The organism is Streptomyces sp. NPDC086080 (genome assembly GCF_044540255.1).
Classification (GTDB): domain Bacteria; phylum Actinomycetota; class Actinomycetes; order Streptomycetales; family Streptomycetaceae; genus Streptomyces.
The window spans coordinates 40,027-64,845 of the sequence record NZ_JBITRU010000003.1 but is presented as its reverse complement, the minus strand read 5'-3'; the positions used below and the strand labels follow the sequence as shown (position 1 = coordinate 64,845).

Annotated in this window: 21 protein-coding genes; 4 read left to right on the top strand and 17 right to left on the bottom strand. The window is 71.5% G+C overall.

What is annotated here, in order from left to right; genetic code table 11:
- Window positions 1-33 precede the first annotated feature (33 nt).
- From ACIF9R_RS04425 to rsmH, 14 genes are all read right to left on the bottom strand, one after another.
- Window positions 34-678 (bottom strand): cell division protein SepF, encoded by a 645-nt coding sequence (locus tag ACIF9R_RS04425; protein ID WP_399974173.1) that lies wholly within the window; start codon window positions 676-678, stop codon window positions 34-36.
- 129 nt (window positions 679-807) lie between these two features.
- Entirely contained in the window at window positions 808-1,527 is a 720-nt protein-coding gene (locus ACIF9R_RS04420; protein ID WP_399974171.1) for a YggS family pyridoxal phosphate-dependent enzyme, read from the bottom strand.
- A 6-nt stretch (window positions 1,528-1,533) separates the two neighbouring features.
- Complete coding sequence (pgeF, locus tag ACIF9R_RS04415; protein ID WP_399974168.1) at window positions 1,534-2,262, bottom strand: peptidoglycan editing factor PgeF; 729 nt, start codon at window positions 2,260-2,262, stop codon at window positions 1,534-1,536.
- Window positions 2,259-3,452: a cell division protein FtsZ gene (ftsZ, locus tag ACIF9R_RS04410; RefSeq protein ID WP_399974166.1), complete on the bottom strand. Its 1,194-nt coding sequence runs from the start codon at window positions 3,450-3,452 to the stop codon at window positions 2,259-2,261. Before ftsZ ends, pgeF begins: the two co-directional genes overlap by 4 nt.
- A 279-nt stretch (window positions 3,453-3,731) precedes the next feature.
- The gene (locus ACIF9R_RS04405) at window positions 3,732-4,526 is read right to left on the bottom strand and encodes a cell division protein FtsQ/DivIB (protein WP_399974163.1); all 795 of its coding nucleotides are present in this window, start codon (window positions 4,524-4,526) and stop codon (window positions 3,732-3,734) included.
- A gap of 25 nt (window positions 4,527-4,551) precedes the next feature.
- Complete coding sequence (gene murG / locus ACIF9R_RS04400; protein WP_399974161.1) at window positions 4,552-5,646, bottom strand: undecaprenyldiphospho-muramoylpentapeptide beta-N-acetylglucosaminyltransferase; 1,095 nt, start codon at window positions 5,644-5,646, stop codon at window positions 4,552-4,554.
- Between the two features lie 6 nt (window positions 5,647-5,652).
- On the bottom strand, window positions 5,653-7,008 hold the full coding sequence (gene ftsW / locus ACIF9R_RS04395; RefSeq protein ID WP_399974158.1) for a putative lipid II flippase FtsW: 1,356 nt from the start codon (window positions 7,006-7,008) through the stop codon (window positions 5,653-5,655).
- A 136-nt stretch (window positions 7,009-7,144) separates the two neighbouring features.
- The gene (gene murD, locus ACIF9R_RS04390) at window positions 7,145-8,563 is read right to left on the bottom strand and encodes a UDP-N-acetylmuramoyl-L-alanine--D-glutamate ligase (RefSeq protein ID WP_399974155.1); all 1,419 of its coding nucleotides are present in this window, start codon (window positions 8,561-8,563) and stop codon (window positions 7,145-7,147) included.
- On the bottom strand, window positions 8,545-9,618 hold the full coding sequence (gene mraY / locus ACIF9R_RS04385) for a phospho-N-acetylmuramoyl-pentapeptide-transferase (protein ID WP_399974152.1): 1,074 nt from the start codon (window positions 9,616-9,618) through the stop codon (window positions 8,545-8,547). The genes murD and mraY overlap by 19 nt, the downstream gene beginning before the upstream one ends.
- The gene (gene murF, locus ACIF9R_RS04380; protein ID WP_399974149.1) at window positions 9,615-11,030 is read right to left on the bottom strand and encodes a UDP-N-acetylmuramoyl-tripeptide--D-alanyl-D-alanine ligase; all 1,416 of its coding nucleotides are present in this window, start codon (window positions 11,028-11,030) and stop codon (window positions 9,615-9,617) included. Before murF ends, mraY begins: the two co-directional genes overlap by 4 nt.
- Window positions 11,031-11,034: 4 nt before the next feature.
- Window positions 11,035-12,555, bottom strand: a complete 1,521-nt coding sequence (locus ACIF9R_RS04375; protein WP_399974146.1) for a UDP-N-acetylmuramoyl-L-alanyl-D-glutamate--2,6-diaminopimelate ligase — start codon at window positions 12,553-12,555, stop codon at window positions 11,035-11,037.
- A 169-nt stretch (window positions 12,556-12,724) separates the two neighbouring features.
- Window positions 12,725-14,677 (bottom strand): peptidoglycan D,D-transpeptidase FtsI family protein, encoded by a 1,953-nt coding sequence (locus ACIF9R_RS04370; RefSeq protein ID WP_399974142.1) that lies wholly within the window; start codon window positions 14,675-14,677, stop codon window positions 12,725-12,727.
- A gap of 5 nt (window positions 14,678-14,682) precedes the next feature.
- Window positions 14,683-15,111, bottom strand: coding sequence for a hypothetical protein (locus ACIF9R_RS04365; RefSeq protein WP_399974139.1), 429 nt, complete (start codon window positions 15,109-15,111; stop codon window positions 14,683-14,685).
- Window positions 15,112-15,215: 104 nt separating this feature from the next.
- Window positions 15,216-16,172, bottom strand: a complete 957-nt coding sequence (gene rsmH, locus ACIF9R_RS04360) for a 16S rRNA (cytosine(1402)-N(4))-methyltransferase RsmH (protein ID WP_399974136.1) — start codon at window positions 16,170-16,172, stop codon at window positions 15,216-15,218.
- Between the two features lie 426 nt (window positions 16,173-16,598).
- Between rsmH and ACIF9R_RS04355 the strand changes: the two genes are divergently transcribed.
- The 4 genes from ACIF9R_RS04355 (at window position 16,599) to ACIF9R_RS04340 (ending at window position 22,188) form a co-directional block, all read left to right on the top strand.
- Complete coding sequence (locus tag ACIF9R_RS04355; RefSeq protein WP_399974134.1) at window positions 16,599-17,147, top strand: beta-class carbonic anhydrase; 549 nt, start codon at window positions 16,599-16,601, stop codon at window positions 17,145-17,147.
- 261 nt (window positions 17,148-17,408) lie between these two features.
- Complete coding sequence (locus tag ACIF9R_RS04350; RefSeq protein WP_399974131.1) at window positions 17,409-18,440, top strand: AAA family ATPase; 1,032 nt, start codon at window positions 17,409-17,411, stop codon at window positions 18,438-18,440.
- The gene (locus ACIF9R_RS04345) at window positions 18,440-19,801 is read left to right on the top strand and encodes a DUF58 domain-containing protein (protein ID WP_399974128.1); all 1,362 of its coding nucleotides are present in this window, start codon (window positions 18,440-18,442) and stop codon (window positions 19,799-19,801) included. The genes ACIF9R_RS04350 and ACIF9R_RS04345 overlap by 1 nt, the downstream gene beginning before the upstream one ends.
- Window positions 19,802-19,848: 47 nt before the next feature.
- Complete coding sequence (locus ACIF9R_RS04340) at window positions 19,849-22,188, top strand: DUF3488 and DUF4129 domain-containing transglutaminase family protein (protein ID WP_399974931.1); 2,340 nt, start codon at window positions 19,849-19,851, stop codon at window positions 22,186-22,188.
- 460 nt (window positions 22,189-22,648) lie between these two features.
- Here ACIF9R_RS04340 and ACIF9R_RS04335 read toward each other — a convergent pair whose 3' ends face one another.
- From ACIF9R_RS04335 to ACIF9R_RS04325, 3 genes are all read right to left on the bottom strand, one after another.
- The gene (locus tag ACIF9R_RS04335) at window positions 22,649-23,050 is read right to left on the bottom strand and encodes a DUF3040 domain-containing protein (RefSeq protein ID WP_399974125.1); all 402 of its coding nucleotides are present in this window, start codon (window positions 23,048-23,050) and stop codon (window positions 22,649-22,651) included.
- Window positions 23,051-23,338: 288 nt separating this feature from the next.
- Window positions 23,339-24,109 carry a methyltransferase gene (locus ACIF9R_RS04330; protein ID WP_399974122.1) on the bottom strand — a complete coding sequence of 257 codons (771 nt, stop codon included), beginning with the start codon at window positions 24,107-24,109 and terminating at the stop codon, window positions 23,339-23,341.
- 153 nt (window positions 24,110-24,262) lie between these two features.
- On the bottom strand, window positions 24,263-24,808 hold the full coding sequence (locus ACIF9R_RS04325; protein WP_399974119.1) for an SAV_6107 family HEPN domain-containing protein: 546 nt from the start codon (window positions 24,806-24,808) through the stop codon (window positions 24,263-24,265).
- Window positions 24,809-24,819 lie beyond the last annotated feature (11 nt).

Here is a 24,819-nt window from a genome sequence, read left to right as displayed (position 1 = left end):
TCCCCTGTGCACTGCTCTGTCCGGTCCTGTGTCTCAGCTCTGGTTGAAGAACCCGCCCTCTGCGATGCGGGCCTTGTCCTCCGCCGTGACATCGACGTTAGCAGGCGACAACAGGAACACCTTCTGCGTCACCCGCTCGATGCTGCCGTGAAGACCAAACACCAAACCCGCCGCAAAGTCGACAAGTCGCTTCGCATCTGTGTCATCCATCTCAGTGAGATTCATGATCACCGGCGTGCCCTCACGGAAGTGTTCCCCGATGGTACGGGCCTCGTTGTACGTCCGGGGGTGAAGCGTGGTGATCCGGTAAGGCTCTCGTTCCGACACGACCTTGGGCATGATCACCGGTGCGTTCTTCTCCAGACTTGCGCGTTCTTGTGTGATGGACGCCACGGGCGCGATCCGCGCCGGACGTGGTGATTCCGCGGGAAGCGAAGCGGAACGAGCGACCGGTTCGCGCGGCGCGGGCGGGTGTGCGACTCGTACCTCTTCGCCCCTTTGGGGCTGATGTGATCCGTGGGACTGGTGGGCCGGCTCGTGCCGCCGGTGGTGGTCCCGCTCGGGCTCCGGGTCTAGTTCGGGTTCAAAGTCGTCGTCTGGGTCGAATCCGCGGCCGTCGTACCCATCGTCCTCCACGAGGCCGAGGTAGACCGCCATCTTGCGCATCGCGCCGGCCATGCTCCGAGTCCTCCGCTCTGTGGTGGATCCGCTGACGACCGCCAAGTGCCCGCGATCCACTAGGTCTTTACGTCCGCTGTTCGGCGGAACTGACCATATTTTCTGCTGTGGTCCGACTTCCTGGCGACGTTACCCGAGCCTGGGGCGGACTCCGAGTACCGCACTGCCGACGCGCACATGTGTCGCTCCGGCGGCCACGGCCTGTTCGAGATCCGCACTCATCCCTGCCGAGACCATGTTCGCAGTCGGATGGGTCCGGCGCAGGCCGGTCGACAAATCCATCAACCGCTCGAACACCGCCTGTTCACGTCCGGCGTACTCCCCGGTGAGCGGGGCGACGGTCATCAGCCCGGCCGGCCGCAGCCCTTCGGCCCCGGCGAGCAGATCGGCCAACTCCGCGACACCGGCGGGCGCGACACCGCCCCGCTCCCCCCGGCCGCTCGCGCCGGCGTCGAACGCCACCTGGATCAGGCAGCCGACCTCGCGCCCGGCCCGCACGGCCTCCCTGGACAAAGCGGTCACCAGCCTGGAACGGTCCACAGAGTGCACAAAACCGGCATAACCGACCACCGAACGCACCTTGTTGGTCTGAAGCTGACCGACGAAGTGCCAGGTGAGAGGCAGATCCGCGCACTCCGCCGCCTTGGGGGCGGCGTCCTGGTCCCGGTTCTCGGCGACATGGCGCACGCCGAGCTCCGACAGGAACCGCACATCGCTCGCGGGGTAGGTCTTGGTGACCACGACGAGGGTCACCTCATCGCGTGCGCGTCCGGCGGCGGCACACGCGGTGGCGATGCGCTCTTCCACTCCCGCCAGATTCGCGGCGATTTCGTCCTTGTGGTCCGTCATGTCCGATCAGTCCAGCCACACATAGCCCGCGAGCCGCCCGGTGGTGCGGTCGCGACGGTACGAGAAGTGATCCTTCGACTCCAGCGTGCACACCGGCGACAGCTCCCGGTCACGCACCCCGAGCCGGTCGAGCTGTGCCGCCACGCCCGCGGCCACGTCGAGAGCGGGGGTGCCCCAGCTCGTCTCCGCGTGTGCCGCCGGCTCCGCGGCGGCCACCTCGGCACGCATCGCCTCGGGCACCTCGTAGCACCGGCCGCACACGGCGGGTCCGGTGCGGGCGACGATCCGGGCCGGGTCGGCGCCGAGTCCCGTCATGGCCCGCACGGCGGCGGGGACCACCCCGGCGAGCATGCCGGGCCGGCCCGCATGGGCCGCGGCGACGACTCCCGCCACCGGATCGGCGAGCAGGACCGGCACACAGTCGGCGGTGAGAACGGCGAGGGCGAGTCCGCGCCGCGCGGTGACGATCGCGTCGGTCTCCGGGACCGGACTCCCGCCCCACGGCTCGTCCACCACGACGGCGTCGGCGCCGTGCACCTGGTTCATCCAGACCACCCGGTCCGGGTCCACACCGAGGCAGCGGGCGGCCAGTTCACGGTTGGTGCGTACCGCTCCCGGATCGTCACCGACTGCCCCGCCGAGGTTGAGCTCCGCATAGGGAGCGGCGCTCACCCCGCCCCACCGGTCGGTGAAGGCGAAGTGCGCGCCGCGCACGCTCTCGCGCCGTCCTATCACTTCAGGAAGTCCGGTACATCCAGTTCCTCGGCCGCGCTGTCGTACGTCCGCGACGGCGGGACCGGGGGCTGGACGGCCGGGATGTCGGCCGCCGGCTCCGGCACCACCGGCTCCGGGTCCTCCCGCGGCGTGACGCTGCCGAGCGAACCGAAGGACGGGCGGCTCTCGGGCTGACGGGCCGGGGCCGGCTCCTCCCGCTTGGCCGAGGACGAACCCAGCACGTTGTCCCGCTTGGAGGGCGGCTGGCCGCCGTCGAAGCCGGCCGCGATCACGGTGACCCGGACCTCGTCGCCGAGGGCGTCGTCGATCACCGCGCCGAAGATGATGTTGGCCTCGGGGTGGGCGGCCTCACTGACCAGCTGAGCGGCCTCGTTGATCTCGAAGAGACCGAGGTCGGAGCCGCCGGAGATGGAGAGCAGCACACCGCGGGCGCCGTCGATGGAGGCTTCGAGCAGCGGCGAGGAGATGGCCATCTCGGCCGCGGCCACCGCACGGTCGTCGCCGCGGGCCGAGCCGATGCCCATGAGCGCCGAACCGGCCTCGGACATGACCGACTTGACGTCGGCGAAGTCGAGGTTGATCAGTCCGGGGGTGGTGATGAGGTCGGTGATGCCCTGCACACCGGAGAGCAGCACCTGGTCCGCCGACTTGAAGGCGTCGAGGACCGACACCTGGCGGTCGGAGATGGACAGCAGCCGGTCGTTCGGGATCACGATGAGGGTGTCGACCTCTTCGCGGAGCTCCGCGATGCCGTCCTCGGCCTGGTTCGCGCGGCGCCGTCCCTCGAAGGTGAACGGGCGGGTGACCACGCCGATGGTGAGGGCGCCGAGCGAGCGGGCGATGTTGGCCACGACAGGCGCGCCGCCGGTGCCGGTGCCGCCGCCCTCACCGGCCGTGACGAAGACCATGTCGGCCCCCTTGAGGACCTCCTCGATCTCCTCGCGGTGGTCCTCGGCGGCCTTGCGGCCGACGGCCGGGTTGGCTCCGGCGCCGAGTCCGCGGGTGAGTTCACGGCCGACGTCGAGCTTGACGTCGGCGTCGCTCATCAACAGGGCTTGCGCGTCGGTGTTGATGGCGATGAACTCGACGCCCTTGAGACCGACCTCGATCATCCGGTTGATGGCATTGACACCACCGCCGCCGACACCGATGACTTTGATGACTGCGAGGTAGTTCTGCGGTGCTGCCACGTCGAAGGCCTCTCGCCTCGAGTTACGTGTCGTCGTCTCGCGGATGGGCCGCGATCGGACGACTGATGCCGAATGGGACGGTCCGTATAGCCGACCCGAACCCTAACGTTGAAGTTTAGGGTTACCAGTGTGTCTGTTCCCTGGAGTCTTCTGAACAGGACACTAAGTCGACACGTGGCGCCCGTTCAACGAACACGCCGAACCTCCCGTTTTTCTTTTCACCCTATGTGATCAGCCGTAGCGCTGCCCAGCCAGGGTCTTGGCCTGCACGGATACCCGTCAACTCCCTGATGACGCCGGGGCCGTGGGAACGCTGACGTCGAAGTGCCGCGCGCCGGGCTCCGCTTTCATCAGCGCGGCGAGCGTACGGCCCTTCTCGGCGCCCTTCTCGGCGCTCCCCCAGTCGACCGTACGGCCGTCCGCCAGCTCCAGCGAGATGTCGTCGTAGGAACGGACCTTGACGCTCCGCGTCGCCTCGGCCACGGCCCCGGGAAGGGCGCCGGCCACCCGCACCGCCGCCCGCACCAGCCGGTCCCCGCCGAGTCGGCGCAGGCTCGCCGCCGCGGAACCACTCCCCGGGGTTTCCCATTTCAGCTCGGGCACACCCCGGGGGGCCTTGGAAACCGTCGCGAACCGGACACCCTCGTCGTCCACTTCGATGAACTCGCCTTCTTCGCGGACGACGAGAACCGGGGAACGTTCCGTCACTTTCAGCGTGATTTCATGCGGCCAGGAACGGGCCACATCAACCGTGTCAATTCGGGGCAATGCCTTCGCGAGCCGGGCTTCGATCGTCTCGGTATCGACGGAAATCAGCTGTTCCCCGAGGGGCACGTCGGCGGCCCCGCGCACCTGGGCAGCGGTCAGAACAGCGGTCCCCGACACGGATACGCGCTCCACACGCACCAGATCCGACCCGTACAGCAGCCAGAACGCGCCGCTTCCCACGAAGACCAGGACGACCGCCAGTGCGATGATCCGATGAAGTCGCCGCCGCCCGAACCTCCGGACGGGCGGCGGGCCGGACGACTCCCGCTCGCGTTCACCGCGCTCCGCGGTGGTCGATCCGGCCACGCTTCCTGCCTTCCGTCATACGGGTCTAACGATGCGCATGGGCGGCGATCGCCTCGTACACCATGCCGACGAGCAGGTCGTCGGCGTCCCGGCGGCCGAACTCGGCCGCGGCGCGGGACATCTCGTACAGCCGGTGCGGGTCGGCGAGGACCGGCAGCACGTTCTGCTGGAGCCACTCCGGCGTCAGTTCCGCGTCGTCGACCAGCAGTCCCCCGCCGGCCTTGACCACCGGCTGGGCGTTGAGGCGCTGTTCGCCGTTGCCGATGGGCAGCGGGACATAGGCGGCCGGAAGGCCGACGGCGGAGAGTTCGGCGACGGTCATCGCGCCCGCGCGGCAGAGCATCATGTCGGCGGCGGCGTACGCGAGGTCCATCCGGTCCAGGTAACTTACCGGGATGTAGGGCGGCATACCCGGCATCTGCTGCACCTGCGGCAGTTCGTTCTTCGGGCCGACCGCGTGCAGGATCTGGATTCCGGCTTGCTGGAGCCACGGCGCGACCTGCTGGACGACCTCGTTGAGCCGGCGGGCGCCCTGCGAGCCGCCGGAGACCAGCAGCGTGGGCAGGTTGGGGTCGAGTCCAAACGCGGCGCGGGCCTCGGGCCGCACCGCGGCCCGGTCGAGGGTGGCGACGGAGCGGCGCAGCGGGATGCCGATGTAGCGGGAGTTGCGCAGCTTGCTGTCGGGCGTGGAGACGGCGACCTGGGCGGCGTACCGCGAGCCGATCTTGTTGGCCAGACCGGGACGGGCGTTGGCCTCGTGGACGACGATCGGCACACCGAGCCGCTTGGCCGCGAGGTAGGCGGGCAGGGCGACGTAGCCGCCGAAGCCCACCACGGCGTCCGCCCTGGTCCGCTCCAGGATCTGTTCGGTCGCCTTGATGGTGCCCCGCAGCCGGCCCGGGACGGTGATGAGCTCGGGGGTGGGCTTGCGTGGCAGCGGTACGGCGGGGATCAGCGCCAGTTCGTACCCGCGCTCGGGTACGAGGCGGGTCTCGAGGCCGCGTTCCGTGCCCAGGGCCGTGATGCCCACGGACGGATCCTGCCTGCGCAGGGCGTCCGCGAGGGCGAGCGCGGGCTCGATATGGCCCGCGGTTCCTCCGCCGGCGAGTACGACATGCACCGAAATTCACCGCTCTCCGGACGAACGCGCCACCGGGGTGGCACGCCGTCGCATCGTGTTCCGTCTCCGGGGCCCCTGAGAGCCCCTGACCCGCTTTTTACCAAAGCGGGGTTGCCGCATCGCAAGCGCCATCCGTGCAGCGGGATCCTCACGCGCGAACGCGATGAGCAGCCCGATGGCGAACATGGTCGGCAGCAGGGCGGACCCTCCGTAGGAGAACAGCGGGAGCGGGACACCGGCGATCGGCAGCAGACCGAGCACCGCACCAATGTTGATCACGGCCTGGGCCGTGATCCAGGTGGTCACGCCTCCCGCGGCATACCTCACGAAGGGGTCCTCCGTGCGTCCGGCCACGCGGATACCCGCATAGCCTAGAGCCGCGAACAGGGCGAGTACCGACAGTGTCCCCGCCAGGCCCAGTTCCTCACCGGTGATGGCGAAGATGAAGTCCGTGTGGGCTTCAGGCAGTTGGCCCCATTTCTCCACGCTCGCACCGAGTCCGGAACCGAAGATCCCGCCGGACGCGAGGGCGTAGATACCGTGCACGGCCTGCCAGCAGTCGACCGGGCCGGTCTGGGGCTCGGTGGCGCCGAGACAGGCGAGCCTGGCCATCCGGTTCTCGCTGGTCCCGATGAGGAGCGCGCCGAGCACCGCGGCGATGGCCAGCACACCGGCGAACAGCCGGGTGGGCGCCCCGGCCAGCCACAGCAGGCCGAACAGGATCGCCGTCAGGATGATGGCCGTGCCCATGTCGCCGCCGAGCATGATCAGCCCGAGCAGCATGAACGCGGCCGGTACCAGCGGCACCAGCATGTGCTTCCACTGGGCCAGCATCCGCTTGTCCTGCTTGCGGGCGAGCAGATCGGCGCCCCACAACACCAGCGCGAGCTTGCCGAACTCACTGGGCTGGAGCTGGAAGCTGCCGCCGAGGGCGATCCAGTTCTGGTTGCCGTTGACCTCGACTCCCACCCCCGGCACCTGGACCAGGGCCATCAGGAAGACGGCTCCCGCCAGGATGGGATAGGCCAGCGCCCGGTGCAGCTTCACGGGCATCCGGGACGCCGCGAACAGCAGGACGGCGCCGATCCCGGCGGCCAGGAGCTGCTTGCGGAAGAAGTAGGAGCCGGGCAGCGACATCTGCAACGCCGTGATCTGGGAGGCCGAGTAGACCATCACCAGGCCCAGTACGGTGATCAGCAGACTGCCGCCGAGGATCAGGTAGTACGCGGTCAGCGGGCGGTCCCAGGCCCTGCGCGCCCGCATGACCAGGGTGCGGACGGGATTCTCGCGCGGGGGCCCGGGTACGGCGGGCCGGCGCGCGGGCCGCTGCACGGGCGGGCGGCCGGTACGGCTACTGGGCATCACGGCCTCCACGGCGCGCCGGGCGACTCGCCCCACGGTCTGTCGTTCGCATCCCTGCGTCCTGATCCGAACGACAGGCCCTAGACGGTCCCACGCGTCCCTCCCAAGGTCGCCCGGCGCCAGGCGGGGCCGGGGGTCAGGCGCCGAGCTCTCGCACCGCCTGTGCGAACGCGTCACCGCGCTTGTTGTAGTTGGCGAACATGTCCATCGAGGCGCAGGCGGGGGCCAGCAGTACCGTGTCGCCGGGCCGTGCGAGCCGCTTCGCCTCCTGGACAGCCTGGAGCATCGCCCCAGTGTCGGTCCGGTCGAGGTCGACGACGGGTACTTCCGGGGCGTGTCGCGCCAGGGCTTCGCGGATCAGCGCGCGGTCCCTGCCGATCAGCACGGCGCCGCGCAGCCGCTTCGCGGAGTCCGCGACGAGCTCGTCGAAGGTGGCGCCCTTGGCGAGGCCGCCGGCGATCCACACGATCGACTCGTACGCCGCCAACGAGGCCTGAGCCGCGTGGGTGTTGGTGGCCTTGGAGTCGTCGACGTACGCGACGCCGTCCACGTCGGCCACGTGCGCGATGCGGTGCGCGTCCGGGGTGAAGGCCCGCAGGCCGTCCCGTACGGCGCTCGCGGGCACCCCGTAGGCCCGCGCGAGGGCGGCGGCCGCGAGGGCGTTGGCGATGTTGTGCGGGGCCGCGGGCCTGACGTCGGAGACCTCGGCGAGCTCCTGGGCGTTCTTGTGCCGGTTCTCGACGAAGGCTCGGTCGACCAGGATGCCCTCCACGACGCCGAGTTGGGAGGGACCCGGTGTGCCCAGGGTGAAGCCGATCGCCCGGCAGCCCTCCTCGACGTCGGCCTCGCGGACCAGGTCCTCGGTGGCCTTGTCGGCCACGTTGTAGACGCAGGCGACGCGGTTGCCCTCGTAGACGCGGCCCTTGTCGGCGGCGTACGCCTCCATCGAGCCGTGCCAGTCGAGGTGGTCGGGGGCGAGATTCAGCACGGCCGCGGAGTGGGCGCGCAGGGAGGGCGCCCAGTGGAGCTGGTAGCTGGACAGCTCCACGGCGAGTACGTCGTACTCCTCTTCCCCGAGCACCGCGTCGAGGAGGGAGACGCCGATGTTGCCGACGGCCGCGGTGCGCAGCCCCGCCGCTTCCAGGATGGAGGCGAGCATCTGGACGGTGGTGGTCTTGCCGTTGGTGCCGGTGACCGCGAGCCAGGGGGCCGCGCCGGGCTTCCTGAGCCGCCAGGCGAGTTCGACGTCGCCCCACACCGGCACCCCGGCCTCGTCCGCCGCCGCGAAGAGCGGCTTGTCCGGCTTCCAGCCGGGGGCGGTGACGATCAGTTCGGTGCCTTCGGGCAGGGTCGCCCCGTCGCCGAGGCGGACGGTGACGCCGAGCGCCTCCAGTTCGGCGGCCTGCTCACGCGCGCGGGCGTCGTCCCCGTCGTTGACGACGGTGACCTTCGCGCCGAGCCCGTGCAGCACCTTCGCCGCCGGCACTCCGGAGACGCCGAGGCCGGCGACGGTGACGTGCTTCCCCTGCCAGTCGGTCACTTGTCCGCTGCCCATCCCGCATAGAAGAGGCCCAGTCCGACGATCACACAGATGCCCTGGATGATCCAGAAGCGGACCACCACAAGGACTTCGGACCAGCCTTTGAGTTCGAAGTGATGCTGGAGTGGCGCCATCCGGAAGACCCGCTTACCGGTGAGCCGGAACGAGCCGACCTGGATGACCACCGACATGGTGATGAGGACGAACAGACCGCCGAGGATGGCCAGCAGCAGCTCGGTGCGGGAGCAGATCGCGAGGCCCGCGAGCACACCGCCGAGCGCCAGCGAACCGGTGTCGCCCATGAAGATCTTGGCCGGGGAGGTGTTCCACCACAGGAAGCCGAGGCAGGAGCCCATCAGCGCGGAGGCGACGACGGCGAGGTCCAGCGGATCGCGCACCTCGTAACAGGCGCCCGGATTGGTCAGCGTATCGCCGTTGGCGCAGGACTCCTGGAACTGCCAGACGCCGATGAAGGTGTAGGCGCCGAAGACCAGGACGGAGGCGCCGGTGGCGAGGCCGTCCAGACCGTCGGTCAGGTTCACGCCGTTCGACATGGCGAGGATCATGAACAGCGCCCAGACGACGAACAGCACCGGGCCGATGGTCCAGCCGAAGTCGGTGATGAACGACAGTTTCGTGGACGCCGGGGTCTGCCCGCGGGAGTCCGCGAACTGCAGCGAGAGCACCGCGAAGGAGATGCCGACGATCAGCTGGCCGGCCATCTTCGCCTTGGCCCGCAGACCCAGCGAACGCCGCTTGACGATCTTGATGTAGTCGTCCAGGAAACCGACCATGCCCATGCCGACCATGAGGCCGAGCACCAGCAGTCCCGAGAAGGTCGGGGGTTTGCCGGTGATCACCTTGGACAGGAAGTAGGCGGCGAGCGTCGCCAGGATGAAGGCGATACCGCCCATCGTCGGCGTGCCGCGCTTGCTGGCGTGCTCGCGCGGGCCGTCGTCGCGGATGTACTGCCCGTATCCCTTGCGGGCGAGCAGCTTGATCAGCAGCGGGGTGCCGATCAGCGTGAGGAAGAGGCCAATGACGCCTGCGAACAGGATCTGATTCATCATCGGGCGGCGACCTCACCCTCGGCACCGGTCTCGAGCAGCGCCTGCGCCACACTCTCGAGCCCGACCGAACGGGACGCCTTCACGAGTACGACATCCCCCGGGCGCAATTCGCTGCGCAACAGGTGGACCGCCCCCTGTGCGTCGGACACGTGCACCGACTCCTCACCCCACGAACCCTCGTTATATGCGCCCAGTTGCAGCCAGGCGGCTTCCCTGCCCCCGACCGCGACGAGCTTGCTGACGTTGAGCCGGACGGCGAGCCGTCCGACCGCGTCGTGCTCGGCGAGCGCCTCGTCCCCGAGTTCGGCCATCTTGCCGAGCACCGCCCACGTACGCCGCCCTCTGCCCATGGCCGCCAGCGCGCGCAGCGCTGCCTTCATGGACTCGGGGTTCGCGTTGTAGGCGTCGTTGACGACCGTCACGCCGTCCGGGCGCTCGGTGACCTCCATCCGCCAGCGGGAGAGGGAGCCCGCCTCGGAGAGCGCGGTGGCGATCTCGTCTGCGGACATGCCCAACTCGTGGGCGACGGCGGCCGCGGCGAGCGCGTTCGACACGTGATGCTCACCGTACAGGCGCATGGTCACATCGGATGCACCGGAGGGTGTGTGAAGCCTGAAGGAAGGCTGTCCGCTGTCCGTGAGTCGCACGTTCTCAGCCCGAACGTCCGCTTCGTCGGACTCTCCGAAAAGGATCACCTTCGCCTTCGTACGGGCGGCCATGGCCCGTACGAAGGGGTCGTCCGCGTTGAGGATCGCGGTGCCGCCCTCCTCGGCCGGGGGCAGGGACTCGACCAGTTCGCCCTTGGCCTGGGCGATCTGCTCCCGGCCGCCGAACTCGCCGATGTGCGCGGAGCCGACATTCAGGACCAGGCCGACCTTCGGCGGTGTCAGGCCGGCGAGGTAGCGGATATGGCCGATTCCGCGCGCTCCCATCTCCAGCACGAGGAACTTCGTCTCCTCGGTGGCGGTGAGCGCGGTCAGCGGCAGTCCGATCTCGTTGTTGAGCGAGCCGGGGGTGAAGACGGTCGGCGCCCTGCTCCCGAGGACCTGGGCGATCAGGTCCTTGGTGCTGGTCTTGCCGGCCGAGCCGGTGAGCGCGACGAGGGTGGCGCCGAGCCGGCCGACGACATGCCGGGCGAGGGCGCCGAGGGCCGCCTGGACGTCCTCGACGACGATCGCGGGCACCCCGACGGGCCGGGAGGCCAGCACGGCGGCCGAGCCCGCCTCGACGACGGCGGCCGCGTAGTCGTGTCCGTCCACGCGCTCGCCGACGAAGGCGACGAACAGACTGCCGGGCCCCGCCTCCCGCGAGTCGCGGACCACTGGTCCGGTGACCTGGACGGACGGGTCCGGTATGTCATGGGTCTGGCCGCCGACGACTTCTGCGATCTCGGCGAGGGAGAGGGCGATCACAAGTTCATCCCTGGGTCTTCTTGATGGCTTCGCGAAGCACCTGGCGGTCGTCGAAGGGACGCACCACCCCGGCGATGTCCTGGCCCTGCTCGTGGCCCTTGCCCGCGACCAGCACGGTGTCGCCGGGCCGCGCCCGGGTGACGGCGGCGGAGATCGCGGCGGCCCGGTCCTCGAAGACCTGCACCTCACCGCGCTCGTGGGCGGGCACCGAGGCGGCGCCCTGGAGCATGGCGGCGAGGATCCGGAGGGGGTCCTCGGAGCGGGGGTTGTCGGAGGTCAGTACGGCGGTGTCGGCGAGCCGTGCGGCGGCGGCGCCCATCGGCTCCCGCTTGGTGACGTCGCGGTCACCGCCGCAGCCGAGCACGATGTGCACCCGGCCCTCGGTGACCTTGCGCAGGGCGCGCAGCACCGATTCCACGGCGTCGGTCTTGTGGGCGTAGTCGACCACCGCGAGGTAGGGCTGTCCGGCGTCCACGCGCTCCAGCCGGCCCGGCACACCCGGCACGGCGGCGACGCCGTCGGCGGCGGCCTGCGGGTCGAGTCCGGCGACGGCGAGGGCCACGATCGCGGCCAGGGTGTTGGCCACGTTGAAGGGGCCCGGCAGCGGTGAGCGGGCGGTGATCCGCTCGTCCTCGGGGCCGACCACGGTGAACGTGGAGTCCATCGGGCCGACCTCCACGTCCTCCGCGCGCCAGTCGGCGTCGGGGTGGCCCTCGGCGGAGTAGGTGACGACCGGGACACCGGCCTCCTTGACGAGCCGGCGGCCGTACTCGTCGTCCACGTTGACCACGCCGAGCCGGCTGCGCGCGGGCGTGAACAACTGCGCCTTGGCCTGGAAGTAGTCCTCCATCCCGGAGTGGAACTCCATGTGCTCCGGGCTGAGGTTGGTGAAGACCGCGATGTCGAAGACGCAGCCGTCGACCCGGCCGAGGACCAGGGCGTGGCTGGAGACCTCCATGGTGACCGCGTCGGTGCCGCGTTCGCGCATGACCGCGAAAAGTGCCTGGAGGTCGGTGGCCTCGGGAGTGGTCCGCTCGGACCTGATGCGCTCGTCGCCGATGCGCATCTCCACCGTGCCGATGAGTCCCGTACTGCGGACGGTCTTCAGGCCGCCCTCGACGAGATAGGCGGTGGTGGTCTTGCCGGAGGTGCCGGTGATGCCGATCTGGAGCAGGTCACGGCCCGGGTGGCCGTAGATGGTGGCGGCCAGCTCGCCCATCCGCGCACGCGGGTCGTCGACGACCAGCGCCGGCAGTCCGGTCGCGGCGACACGTTCGGCGCCGGACGGATCGGTCAGCACCGCGACCGCGCCGAGGCCGGCGGCCTGGGTGACGAAGTCGGCTCCGTGGGCGCGGGCGCCCGGGAGGGCGGCGTACAGGTCCCCGGGGCGGACGGCGCGCGAGTCATGGGTGATGCCCGTGACCCCGGCGGCCTGCTCGGGCGTGGCGGCACCCAGCTGACCGGCGAGTTCCGCGAGGGGTGTGGCGGAGACCCGGTCCGGGCGGGGCGGTCCCGGATATGTCACGGGGTGACCCTTCTGGGTGGTTCGGTACTGATCAGCGTGTGGCACGGCGGTGAGCGTACCGGGCGTACCGGCCGGGGGGCGAAGCGAGGGGCGGCTGCCGTGGTTCCCGGGGGCGGGGCTGTTCGTTGTCACGAGGTGGTTCCTGGTGGCTCGGTGCTCGGTGTACGGATCAGGGGGTGAAGGTGACCGGAAGGTTGGCGGGGGCGGCGCCGGTCGGCGGCACCTGGAGGGTCTTCAGGGTGAACTCCATGACCTGCTTGTACACGGGTCCGCAGATCTGGCCGCCGAAGTAGCTGCCCCGGGTGGCGTTCTGGATGACGCAGTAGACGGTGACCCTGGGCTTGTCGGCGGGGGCGAACCCGGCGAAGGACGAGGTGTAGCCGTGGTACTTGCCGGTGGCCGGATCCACGCGGTTCGCCGTACCGGTCTTCCCCGCGACCCGGTAGCCCGGGATGCGCGCCTTGGTGCCGGTGCCCTCCTCGTCGTCCACGACGGACTCCAGCATTCGGGCGAGCGTCTTCGCGGTCTTCTCGCTGACGACCCTGGTCTCCTTGGGCTTCGGGGCGGGGGTGAAGCGTCCGTCGGGTCCCGTGGAGCCGCGGACGAGGGTGGGTTCGACCCGGACGCCGCCGTTGGCGATGGTCGAGTAGACGGAGGCGGCCTGCATGGCGTTGACCGACACGCCCTGGCCGAAAGGGATCGTGTACTGCTGCGAGGTGGACCAGGTGTCCGGCGGGGCGAGGATGCCCTTGGTCTCGCCGGGGAAGCCGAGGCCGGTGTGCTCGCCGAGGCCGAACCTGCGCAGGTAGTCGTAGAGGACCTTGTTGGCCGCGGTCTGGGTCCTGCCGAGCTGGCCGGTGGCGAGGATGGTGCCGATGTTGCTGGACTTGGCGAGCACGCCGTTGAGCGTGAGGTACCAGGTCGGGTGGTCGATGTCGTCCTTGAAGAGCCGGTCTCCGCGGTGCAGCCGGTTGGGCACCACGACATGGGTGCCCGGAGTGGCCGCGTTCTCCTCGAGGACGGCGGCCATCGAGAGGACCTTGGCCGTGGAGCCGGGTTCGAAGGCGTCCTGGACGGCCGCGTTGCCGAGTGCCTTGGGATCGGCCTCGGCGAGGTTGTTGGGGTCGAACCCGGGAGCGTTGGCCATGGCGAGCACCTCGCCGGTGCGGGTGTCCTGGACGATGACGTAACCGCGGTCGGCCGCGGACTCCTCCACCTGCTTGCTGATGGCGTTCTGCGCGGCCCACTGGATGTCCCGGTGGATGGTCAGCTCGATGTCGCTGCCTGGCACGGCCGGGGTCTCGGTGGCACCGCCGGCGGTCGGGACGAGACGGCCGCCGGACTGGGCGTAGCGGATCTTGCCGTCCTCGCCGGCCAGCCGCTTGTCCAGCTGGAGCTCGATGCCGCCGCCGCCCTCGCCCTCGGCGTTGACCCAGCCCAGTATCCCGGCGGCGAGCTCACTGTTGGGGTACACCCGCTTGCTGGTGGGGACGGAGAAGACCCCGGCCAGGACGTTGGCGGTGCTGTCGTCCTGTTCCGCCTTCTTGGCGAGGGCGGCCTTGAGGTCCTTGATCTGCGTCCAGACCTGGGGGGTCTGGCGGCCGGCCAGCTTGACGTAGCGCAGGGCCTTGTTCTCCGGCCGGAGCTTCCTGACCAGGTCGTCCTGGTCCTCGCCGATGATCGGGGCGAGGAGGGCGGCGGCCTGCTCGGGGCCGTCGGCGATGTCCAGTTCCTCCGGCGCGAACATCGTGGGGTCAGCGGTGATGTCGTAGGCGTCGTCGCTGGTCGCGAGAGCCACACCGGTGCGGTCGGTGATCTCGCCGCGTTCGGCGGCCAGCACCTGGCCGACGTAGCGGTTCTGCTCGGCCTTGCCGGCGTAGGTGCTCGCGTCGACGGCCTGCACCTGGAACAGACGGACGACGAAGGCGAGCAGGACGAGGGTCAGGGTCACGCCGACCAGGCGCAGCCGGGGGCGCGGGCTGCCCAGACGGATGACCTTCGGGCCCGCCGGACGGGGGCCCGCGGGCCGGCGGGCGCCGGGTCCTGGGCGTCGTCCGGCACCCGGCCTGGCGGGCCTGGCGGGGCCGGGCACCCGGCGGCGGGGCGGTTCCCTGTCGGACACTTCCGTCACCTGCCGGGGGTCGGGGTCGATGCGGAGGCGGGCGCGGGGGCGGCGGAGGCGGCCCCGGGTACGCCCCTGACCTTGCCGTCGGGGGACAGGAAGGCGGGATCACCGCCGGGCACCATGCCCAGTTCGAGGGCGCGGCGCTGGAGGGCGTCGGGGGCGGAGTAGCCGCCGATGTCCCGCTGCAGGGCCTGTTCCTCGTCGGTGAGGTCCTTGGTTTCCCGCTGGAGGTCGTCGAGCCGGAAGGCGCCCTCGCTGAGGGCGGAGTTCAGCACCAGGAGACCGATCAGGCCGCCGCCGAGGAGCAGGACGACGAGCAGGACGAAGGGGGTGCGGGCCGCCTGGGCGCGGCCGGTGGGCAGGAGCCGCGCGAGCCGGGCCGCCCGCCCCGTCAGCTCGGGCCGCCCTGTCAGTCCGGGTTTCCTACTCACTCACGCTCCCCTGAGTTCGCTTGTCCCGCCCGTACGCCGGCCCGTCACCCGCCTCGTGCGCCGTCCGTGCCCTTGTGCCGCGTGTGCCCGGTACGGTCGGCGGCTCACCCGACGTCCTCCCGGATCCGCTCGGCGCCGCGCAGCCGCGCGGGGGCCGCACGGCGGTTCTCGGCGATCTCCTCCTCGGTGGGAAGTTCGGCACCGCGCGTGAGCAGCTTGAGCCGGGGCAGGTACTGCTCGGGGACGACCGGGAGCCCGGGCGGGGCGGTGGTGGCGGCGCCCGCCGCGAGTACCTGCTTGACGAGGCGGTCCTCCAGGGAGTGGTACGACAGCACGGCGATCCGTCCGCCCACGGCGAGGGACCCGACGGCCGCCGGGATCGCCCGCTCCAGCACCGACAGTTCGCCGTTGACCTCGATCCGCAGGGCCTGGAAGGTGCGCTTGGCCGGGTTGCCGCCGGTGCGCTTGGCGGCCTGCGGCAGCGCGTCCCGGATCAGCTCGACCAGGCGCGCGCTGGTGCTGAACGGCTCCTTCTCACGCTCACGCACGACGGCGGACACGATCCGCTTGGCCTGCTTCTCCTCGCCGTACGCGCGCAGGATGCGGACGAGTTCGCCGGGCGGGTAGGTGTTCAGGACCTCGGCCGCGCTGATCCCGGTCGTCTGGTCCATGCGCATGTCGAGCGGGGCGTCCTGGGCGTAGGCGAAGCCGCGGCCGGCCTCGTCGAGCTGCATGGAGGACACCCCGAGGTCGAACAGAACACCCTGCACGCGCGGGGTGCCGACCCGGACGAGGACGTCGGGGAGCTCGTCGTAGACGGCGTGCACCAGGGTGGCCCGCTCACCGAAGGGGGCCAGCCGCTCGGCGGACAGCCGCAGGGCTTCCTTGTCACGGTCCAGCGCGACGAGCCGGGCCTCGGGGAACCGCTGGAGCAGGGCCTCGCTGTGGCCGCCGAGGCCGAGGGTGCAGTCGACCACCACCGCTCCGGGCCGCTCGAGTGCGGGTGCCAGCAGGTCCAGGCACCGCTGGAGCATCACCGGGACGTGTCGACTCTCGCTCAAGTGGCCCTCTCAGATACCGGCCCGGCGTGCACGCACCGTCGGTTCCCCGCCGCGCCCTCCCCCGGTGAAGGGGCGGCCGGCACCAGAGGCGTCGGCCGAGCGGCGGCGGGAGGAGGCCGAGCCGTACGTACGCGCCGCGCACGCGGGGAGACTCCCTGGTCGTGGCCTGGGTCTCCGGGGGAAATCAGTGCAGCGGGCAGTGTCGCCTCCCGCTCGGCGTCACTTTAGTCCACCGTCCCGCCCGGTCAATCAACCGGCCTGACCGCGTCGCGGCCCGCTCGGCGGGTCAAGGGATACATCGGGTGAATCATCCTCAGGAGGGGACTCACACCACTCGTGTGGATTACCTCACAACAAGGATCGTTGACCTTCTTTGTCCCGTCTCACAACGGGCCCGCCGCCCTCGTGACCATTACCGTCAGGAGTATGACGACTTCCGCATCGGTTCCCGCAGGCCCCCCGAACACCCCCGTCTCCCCCCGCAAGGTCACCGACCGTCTGGTTGAGGCCAACGAGCAGTACGCGGCCGCTTTCACCGACCCCGGGATGGACGCCCGCCCGATCCTGCACGTGGCGGTGGTGGCCTGTATGGACGCGCGCCTCGACCTGCACGACGCGCTGGGCCTCTCGCTCGGCGACTGCCACACGATCCGCAACGCGGGCGGCGTCGTCACCGACGACGTGATCCGTTCGCTGACCATCAGCCAGCGGGCGCTCGGCACCCGCAGCGTGGTCCTCATCCACCACACCAACTGCGGCCTGGAGTCCCTCACCGAGGAGTTCCGGCACGATCTGGAGATGGAGGTGGGCCAGCGCCCCGCATGGGCCGTGGAGGCCTTCCGGGACGTCGACCAGGACGTACGCCAGTCGATGGCCCGGGTGCGCACCTCGCCGTTCCTGCTGCACACCGATGACGTGCGCGGATTCGTCTTCGACGTGAAGTCGGGCCTGCTGCGCGAGGTCGACCCCGTCTGACCCGGCCGCGCGCCCGCCCCGGGATCCGCTGAACTCCGGAGCCGTTCCGGTCGTAAGACCTGACATATCGCTGTCAGTTGTCCACAGGCGAGTGACACGAATCGGTAACGGCGGCAAGAATGCGGGAGTGGTGTCACGCGGAACTTTTCCCGCGTGGTGTCCGTGATTCGGTGGGCCGGTCCTTGGAGAAGGGTGTCGGCCCGGGACATTTGGGGTGCCCCGCTCCTTCATGGAGCGTGGGAGAAGGCCGAGGAGGGCCGGGTGACGACCTATGACGATCGAGCGAGCCTCACTGATCTGACCGCCGTGGTGGAACGCGTGCGGAATTCGGTGGAAGGCGTGATCGAGGGAAAGCCTGAGGTCGTACGGCTCTCGCTGACCGTACTGCTCGCCGAGGGACATCTGCTCATCGAGGATGTGCCGGGGGTCGGCAAGACGATGCTCGCCAAGGCGCTGGCGCGGTCCATCGACTGCTCGGTGCGGCGGATCCAGTTCACGCCGGACCTGCTGCCCTCGGACATCACCGGTGTGTCCATCTGGGATCAGCAGCGCCGTGACTTCGAGTTCAAACCGGGTGCCATCTTCGCGCAGGTGGTGATCGGCGACGAGATCAACCGCGCGTCACCGAAGACACAGTCCGCGCTGCTGGAGTCGATGGAGGAGCGCCAGGTCACCATCGACGGCAAGACCTACGAGCTGCCCAGCCCGTTCATGGTCGTGGCGACGCAGAACCCGGTCGAGATGGAGGGCACCTATCCGCTGCCGGAGGCCCAGCGCGACCGTTTCATGGCCCGCGTCTCGGTCGGCTACCCGAGTGTGGAGGCCGAACTGCAGATGCTGGACGTGCACGGCGGCGTCTCCCCCCTGGAGGACCTCCAGCCGGTGGCGCACGCGCACGAGATCCTGAAGCTGATCGAGGCGGTGCGCGACGTGTACGTGGCCGAACCGATCCGCCGGTACGCGGTCGACCTGGTCGCCGCCACCCGCACGCACCCCGATCTCAGACTCGGCGCCTCCCCGCGCGCGACGCTGCACCTGCTGCGCGCGGCGAAGGCCGCGGCGGCCCTCGGCGGCCGCGATTACGCCCTGCCGGACGACGTGCAGGCACTCGCGCCGGCCGTCCTCTCCCACCGGCTGCTGCCCACCGCCCAGGCCCAGCTCAACCGCCGGACCGCCGAGCAGGTGGTGCAGGAGATCCTGCAGCGCGTCCCGGTGCCCGCCGGCACCCCGCCGCAGAGCGCCCTCGGTCACCGTGGTCCGGAGTTCGGCCAGCAGCCTCCCCGGAGGCTGTGATGACGGACGCCGGCGCCGTCCACACGGACGGCGACACGGGCGACCGGAGCGGCATCAGGACGGCCCTGGCGGGACTCACCACCCGCGGGCGTTCCTTCCTGGCCGCCGGCGTGGCCGCCGCGCTCTGCGCCTATGTGCTCGGCCAGAGCGACCTGCTGCGCGTCGGGCTGTTGCTGGCGGTCCTGCCCCTGGTGTGCGCGAGCGTGCTCTACCGCACCCGCTACCGGGTCGCCGGCAGCCGCCGGCTCTCCCCCGGGCGGGTGCCCGCCGGTTCCGAGTCGCGGGTGCATCTGCGGATGGACAACGTCTCGCGGCTGCCCACGGGCCTGCTGATGCTGCAGGACCGGGTGCCCTACGTGCTCGGCCCACGCCCGCGGTTCGTCCTGGACCGGGTGGAGGCGGGCGGCCGCCGCGAGGTGTCCTACCGGGTCCGCTCCGATCTGCGCGGCCGCTATCCGCTGGGCCCGCTCCAGCTGCGGCTGTCCGACCCGTTCGGGATGTGCGAGCTGACCCGGTCCTTCTCGACGTACGACACGCTGACGGTGATCCCGCGCGTGGAGCCGCTGCCGCCGGTGCGGCTGAGCGGCGAGGCGATGGGGTACGGCGACGGGCTGCAGCGCTCGCTGGCGCTGGCCGGTGAGGACGACGTCATCCCCCGCGGCTACCGCTACGGCGACGATCTGCGCCGGGTGCACTGGCGCTCCACCGCGCGCTACGGCGAGCTGATGGTGCGCCGCGAGGAGCAGCCGCAGCGCGCCCGGTGCACGGTACTGCTGGACACGCGGGCCATCGCCTACGAGGGCGCGGGACCGGACTCGGCGTTCGAATGGGCGGTGTCGGGCGCGGCCTCCGTGCTGGTGCACATGCTGGAGCGGGGCTTCTCGGTGCGGCTGCTGACCGACACCGGCACATCGGTGCCGGGCGAGGGGTCCGACGGTTTCGCGGGGGTGAACAAGGAGTCGGCGGACGCGGCCGGGCTGATGATGGACGCCCTCGCCGTGGTGGACCACTCCGACGAGGAAGGTATGTCCCGCGCCTACGACGTGCTGCGCGGCGGGAACGAGGGGCTGCTGGTGGCCTTCCTCGGCGACCTCGACGAGGAGCAGGCCGCGGTGCTGGCCCGGATGCGGCAGCGTGGCGGCGGTGCCCTCGCCTTCCTGCTGGACAGTGCGACGTGGCTCCGGGAACCGGCCGGTGTGCCCGGCCCGTTGGACAAGGGCGAGGAACGACTGCGGATGCTGCGCGAGGCGGGCTGGACCGCCCTGGGAGTACCGCGGGGCGCCTCGCTGAACGAGCTGTGGCGGCAGGCGGACCGGGAGCGGTCGGGCCTGGCCGCGGCGAGCGGTGGGGAGGGACCGTGATCAGCGGGCGGGCGAGGCTTGCCATCTGCGCGTGGGCGGCCACTCTGATGGCGGCGTGCGCCTTGGTGCCGCTGGTCGACAAGGCGACCTGGCTCGTCCAGTCGACGCTGCTGCTGGCGGTGCAGTCGGGCGTCGGCGCGGCCGCGCGGCGGGTGCCGCTGGCACGGCCGCTGACGGTGGCGGCGCAGCTCGCCGTCACCCTGGTGCTGCTGACCCTGGTCTTCGCGCGGGAGCACGCCTTCGCCGGGCTGATACCCGGTCCGGACGCCTTGCGGTACTTCGCCGAACTGCTGGAGCAGGGCGGGGACGATGTCAGCCGGTTCGCGATCCCGGCCCCCTTGTCCGACGGCATCCGGCTGATGCTGGTCGGCGGGGTCCTGGTGATCGGGCTGCTGGTGGACACCCTCGCGGTGACCTTCCGCAGCGCGGCCCCGGCCGGGCTTCCGCTGCTCGCGCTGTACTCGGTGGCCGCCGGGCTGTCCGACAACGGCATCGAGTGGCTGTGGTTCCTGCTGGCGGCGGCCGGCTATCTGATGCTGCTGCTCGCCGAGGGGCGCGACCGGCTCTCCCAGTGGGGCCGGGTGTTCAGCGGGACGGCCCGTGGTCCGGGCGCCGACCAGCCGGGGGCCGTCGCGCCGGTGCGCACCGGACGGCGGATCGGGGTGCTCGCGGTGGGCATCGCGCTGGTGGCGCCGCTCGGCCTGCCGGCGATGAACGGCGGGCTGCTGGGCCCCACCGGCGCGGGCGTCGGCTCGGGCGACGGCGGGGGCGGCACCATCTCCGCGGTGAACCCGCTGGTGTCGCTGCGCGACTCACTGAACGTGAACGAGGACCGCCAGGTGCTGTCGGTGCGCACCGAGATGGCGGACACATCGGAGCTGTACCTGCGGATCGTGTCCCTGGACGACTTCGACGGCACCACGTGGAAGCCGTCGAAGCGGTCCATCACCACGGTGCCCGACGGCAGGTTCCCGACCCCGCCCGGTCTCGGCCCCGACATCGCGCGCACGGAGGTCGCCACGTCGGTCTCGACCGCCGACTGGTACGGCCAGAGCTGGCTGCCGATGCCGTACCCGCCGAGCGAGGTGAGCATCGAGGGGAAGTGGCGCTACGAACCCGTGGGCATGACGCTGGTCGGCGACCACGGCCAGAACACCCGCGATCTGACGTACGAGGTGCGCAGCCTCCAGGTGCAGCCCACCGCGGAGCAGCTGGCAGGCGCGCCGGAGCCGTCACCCGTCCTGAAGCACGAGTACACCGAGTTGCCGGAGTCGCTTCCGGCCGTGGTGTCCCGGACCGCCCGTGAGGTCACCGAGGGCGCGGACAACGCCTATGACCAGGCGGTCAAGCTCCAGGAGTACTTCACGCTGAACGGCGGCTTCGAGTACGACACCCAGGTCGACGTCGGCAGCGGCTCGCAGGCGATCGCCCGCTTCCTGCGGGACAAGCAGGGCTTCTGTGTGCACTTCTCCTTCGCGATGGCGTCGATGGCCCGCTCCCTGGGCATACCGGCGCGGGTCGCGGTGGGCTTCGCGCCCGGCACCCCGCAGGCCGACGGCACGATCTCGGTCGGGCTGCGGGACGCGCACGCCTGGCCGGAGCTGTACTTCGAGGGCGTGGGCTGGACCCGCTTCGAGCCGACTCCGACCCGGGGTTCGACGCCGCCGTACACGGTGCCGAACGCGGCGGACAACACGCTGCCCGATCCGGCGCGGCCGTCCCAGGCCTCGCCGGACGAGCCGTCCGCGGCTGCCTCGGAAAGCGAGAGCTGCTCGCCCGAGCGCAGGAGGCTGGACGGGTGCGGGAGCGAGTCGCCGCAGGCCGCCCTGGGCACGGGCGGTGACGGGCCGAAGTGGTACGCGCTGCTGTGGTGGGCACTGGCCGGTCTCGCCGTCCTGGTGCTGCCGCTGTCGCCGATGCTGTGGCGGCTGCGGACCCGGGCGGTGCGCCTCGGCGGCCACGGCCGGTCGGAGGCGGACGCGGCACCGTACGTGCTGGCCGTCTGGGACGAGCTGACCGACACGGCGTGGGACTACGGCATCTCGCCGGACGAGTCGCTGACGCCGCGGGGGGCGGCCGACCGGATCGTGCGGCTCGGCCGTCTCGACCGGGGTGCGGCGGAATCGGTGCACCGGGTCGCCGGCGCGGTGGAGCAGGTCCTGTACGCGCCGCGACCGCGGCCGGCCGCGGGTCTTGCGGACGAGGTGCGCCGGGTGATCGCGGGGCTGCGGGACTCGGCGGGCCGGCGGACGCGGCTGCGGGCGCTGCTCACCCCGCGGTCGGCGGTGCGGGTGGTCTGGTCGGCGTCGGCCCGATGGTCGGGCTTCCGCGCTCGCCTGCCGGCCCTGCGCCCGGCCTGGCGACGACCGTCCCGGCAGCAGAGCTGAGGCAGGCGGCCGGCCCGCGGGGACACCTCCCGCGGGCCGGCCTTCCGCGTCCGCGAAGCGGACCTGCAGCGGGGACCCGGACCGGGGCACGCCCGGTTGCCGGAAATCGCCGTCCGCGCCCTCGCTCGGTCAGCCGAATCATCACGTCGTCCCCGGCCTTGCTCCCGGACCCGCCCTGTCCACCCCGTCCGGGCCCAGGACGCCCTCCGCCGCACCACCGCGCGCCGGCCCGGCCCACCGGCCCTCTCCGCCGCCGCTCCCCCTCCCGGCCGTCTCCGCCACCCGCCCGCGGACCGCCCCGTGTGCGGCCTCCCGATCACACCGACGCCGGGCGACCGGTGACGCGCGGGCCGTGCAGCCCACCGCACGGGGCCGCACGGCAGGTGGACATGGTTGAGGGGGTGACCACCACTCAGGTGGTCACCCCCTCAACCATGTCTCAACGCGCCAGAGGGCGGACCTACCGCCCGCCCTGTTCGTCACGGCGCCGCTGCCAGCGCTCTTCGATACGGTCCATCATGGAGCGACGCTGTCTCCCCTGACGCCCCGCCTGCGGGGCACCTGTCGCGCCGGCGGCCTGCTCACCCGGCTTGGGCGCCTTGCGCCAGCCGGTCACCGCGAGGACCGCGCAGCCGAGCATCACGAGGAATCCCACGACGCTGAGCCAGACCTGCTGGGCGACCATACCGGCCATGAGGAGCGCAATACCCACGAGGAAGCCGGCGACCGCCTGGTAGACCCGTCGCCGGGTGTACGTACGCAGCCCGCTTCCCTGGAGCGCCGTCGCGAACTTGGGATCTTCGGCGTACAGCGCTCGCTCCATTTGCTCGAGCATGCGCTGCTCGTGCTCCGAGAGCGGCACGGAGTCCTCCTCATCGTGCAGTCGCCGGGGCGACCCGGGGGTCCCTTCAGGATAGGCGGGGAATCGCCCCCGTGAAACCCGCCCCTCTACGCCAATTGGCCAACCGGTACCAGCGATCACGTCCCGGCCCGCTGAGGCTTCTCATTCCCCGGCGGCCGACCCGTCATGCCGGGCGGTCTCCCTCGATCATACGGCGCGCAGCCGCCATTCGGGGGGCCTGTGGCGGAGTCCATGCGCGGGGGGACGGCCGGACGCGTCGCTGATCAGCGGCGCGTCACAGGACGCGGCTCAGGCCCCCGCGGTCCCCGGCGTCTCACCGAGCACATGAAGCTGGGTGGCCACGGCGTGGAAGGCGGCGACCTCGGCCGCGGCGGCCTCCAGCTTCAGCAGGGCCTCCAGGGCTCCGGGCTCGGTGTCGACGAGCACACCGGGGACCAGGTCGGCGAAGACCCGCACCCCGTGCACGGCGCCGACCCGGAGGCCCGCGTCCTCCACGAGCGAGGTGAGCTGTCCGGCCGTGAAGCGGCGCGGTACGGGGTCGCCCGAGCCCCATCGGCCGTTCGGGTCGTCGAGCGCCCGCTGGGCCTCCGTGAAGTGACCGGCGAGGGCGCGGGCGAGGACGGCGCCGCCGACGCCCGCGGCGAGCAGGCTGAGCACGCCCTCGGGACGCAGCGCGGCCACCGCGTTGCGTACGCCCTCGGCCGGGTCGTCGACGTACTCCAGGACTCCGTGACACAGCACGACGTCGTAGCCGCCGCGCTCGACCACGTCGAAGAGACCGTGGGCGTCCCCCTGGACTCCCCGAACCCGGTCGGCGACATCGGCCTCGGCCGCACGGCGCTCCAGCGCGAACAACGCGTTCGGGCTGGGGTCGACGACGGTCACCCGGTGGCCGAGGCGCGCGAGCGGCACCGCGAAGTTGCCGCTGCCGCCGCCGGTGTCGAGGACGTCCAGCGCCTGTCGCCCGGTCGCCTTGACCCGGCGTTCCAGGGCGTCCTGGAGGACCTCCCAGACCACGGCGGTACGGAGAGCGGCGCGGGGTCGCATCGGGTCCGACACGGTAGTGACTCCTCGGCGGGGTCCCACCGGGAATGCGGCGGGGCGGTTGGGCTTGGGGTGCTCGCTGTCCACCTTATGGCCTGCGCCGTGGTGGTCGGGGCTCCGCCCCCGGCCACCGTTCGCGCGGCTCCCCGGCGCCCCTGCGGTGAGGGCTCAGCCGGCGTCCGGCATGTGGCCGGGGCCTTCGGGGTCGGTGCGTGGCTGGGGCAGGACCGGCTGGGGGGCCAGCATGCGCTCCACCAGGCGGAGGAAGGTCGTCACGTCCCGTATGAGGTCGTCGGCGTCCCGGGCGGTCGCCGCGCCCTGGATGCCCGCCTCGGCGCGGGCGCGGCGCCGGGCCCCGGAGGCGAACAGCGCGCTCCACTCGGTGAGCTCGGGCGCGATCTCGGGGAGCACGTCCCAGGCGCTGCGGATCCGGGCGCGGCCCCGGGGCGAGCCCTCGGGCCGCCCACGCGCGGCGAGCACGGCGGCGGCGGCACGCAGGGCGGCGAGGTGGGCCGTCGCATAGCGGTCGTTCGGTGTTTCGAGGACGGTGGTCTCGTCGAGTCCGGCACGGGCCTTGGCGAGCAGGTCGAGGGCGGCGGGCGGGGCCGTGGCGCGGCGCAGCACGGGGTGGACGTCGCTCGCCGGACCGTTCAGTGAGGGGGCAGGGCCGGCTGCACGGCGCCGACGGGCGACGGGTGCGGACGAGTTGGCCATGACGAACCTCC

Coding starts and splice junctions, on each gene's coding strand:
- ftsW (WP_399974158.1), bottom strand. CDS start 7,008: ATGCCCAGTAGCCGTACCGGCCGCCCGCCCGTGCAGCGGCCCGCGCGC.
- ACIF9R_RS04355 (WP_399974134.1), top strand. CDS start 16,599: ATGACGACTTCCGCATCGGTTCCCGCAGGCCCCCCGAACACCCCCGTC.
- mraY (WP_399974152.1), bottom strand. CDS start 9,618: ATGATGAATCAGATCCTGTTCGCAGGCGTCATTGGCCTCTTCCTCACG.
- ACIF9R_RS04420 (WP_399974171.1), bottom strand. CDS start 1,527: ATGACGGACCACAAGGACGAAATCGCCGCGAATCTGGCGGGAGTGGAA.
- ACIF9R_RS04345 (WP_399974128.1), top strand. CDS start 18,440: ATGACGGACGCCGGCGCCGTCCACACGGACGGCGACACGGGCGACCGG.
- ACIF9R_RS04425 (WP_399974173.1), bottom strand. CDS start 678: ATGGCCGGCGCGATGCGCAAGATGGCGGTCTACCTCGGCCTCGTGGAG.
- murD (WP_399974155.1), bottom strand. CDS start 8,563: ATGGGCAGCGGACAAGTGACCGACTGGCAGGGGAAGCACGTCACCGTC.
- ACIF9R_RS04340 (WP_399974931.1), top strand. CDS start 19,849: ATGGCGGCGTGCGCCTTGGTGCCGCTGGTCGACAAGGCGACCTGGCTC.
- ACIF9R_RS04325 (WP_399974119.1), bottom strand. CDS start 24,808: ATGGCCAACTCGTCCGCACCCGTCGCCCGTCGGCGCCGTGCAGCCGGC.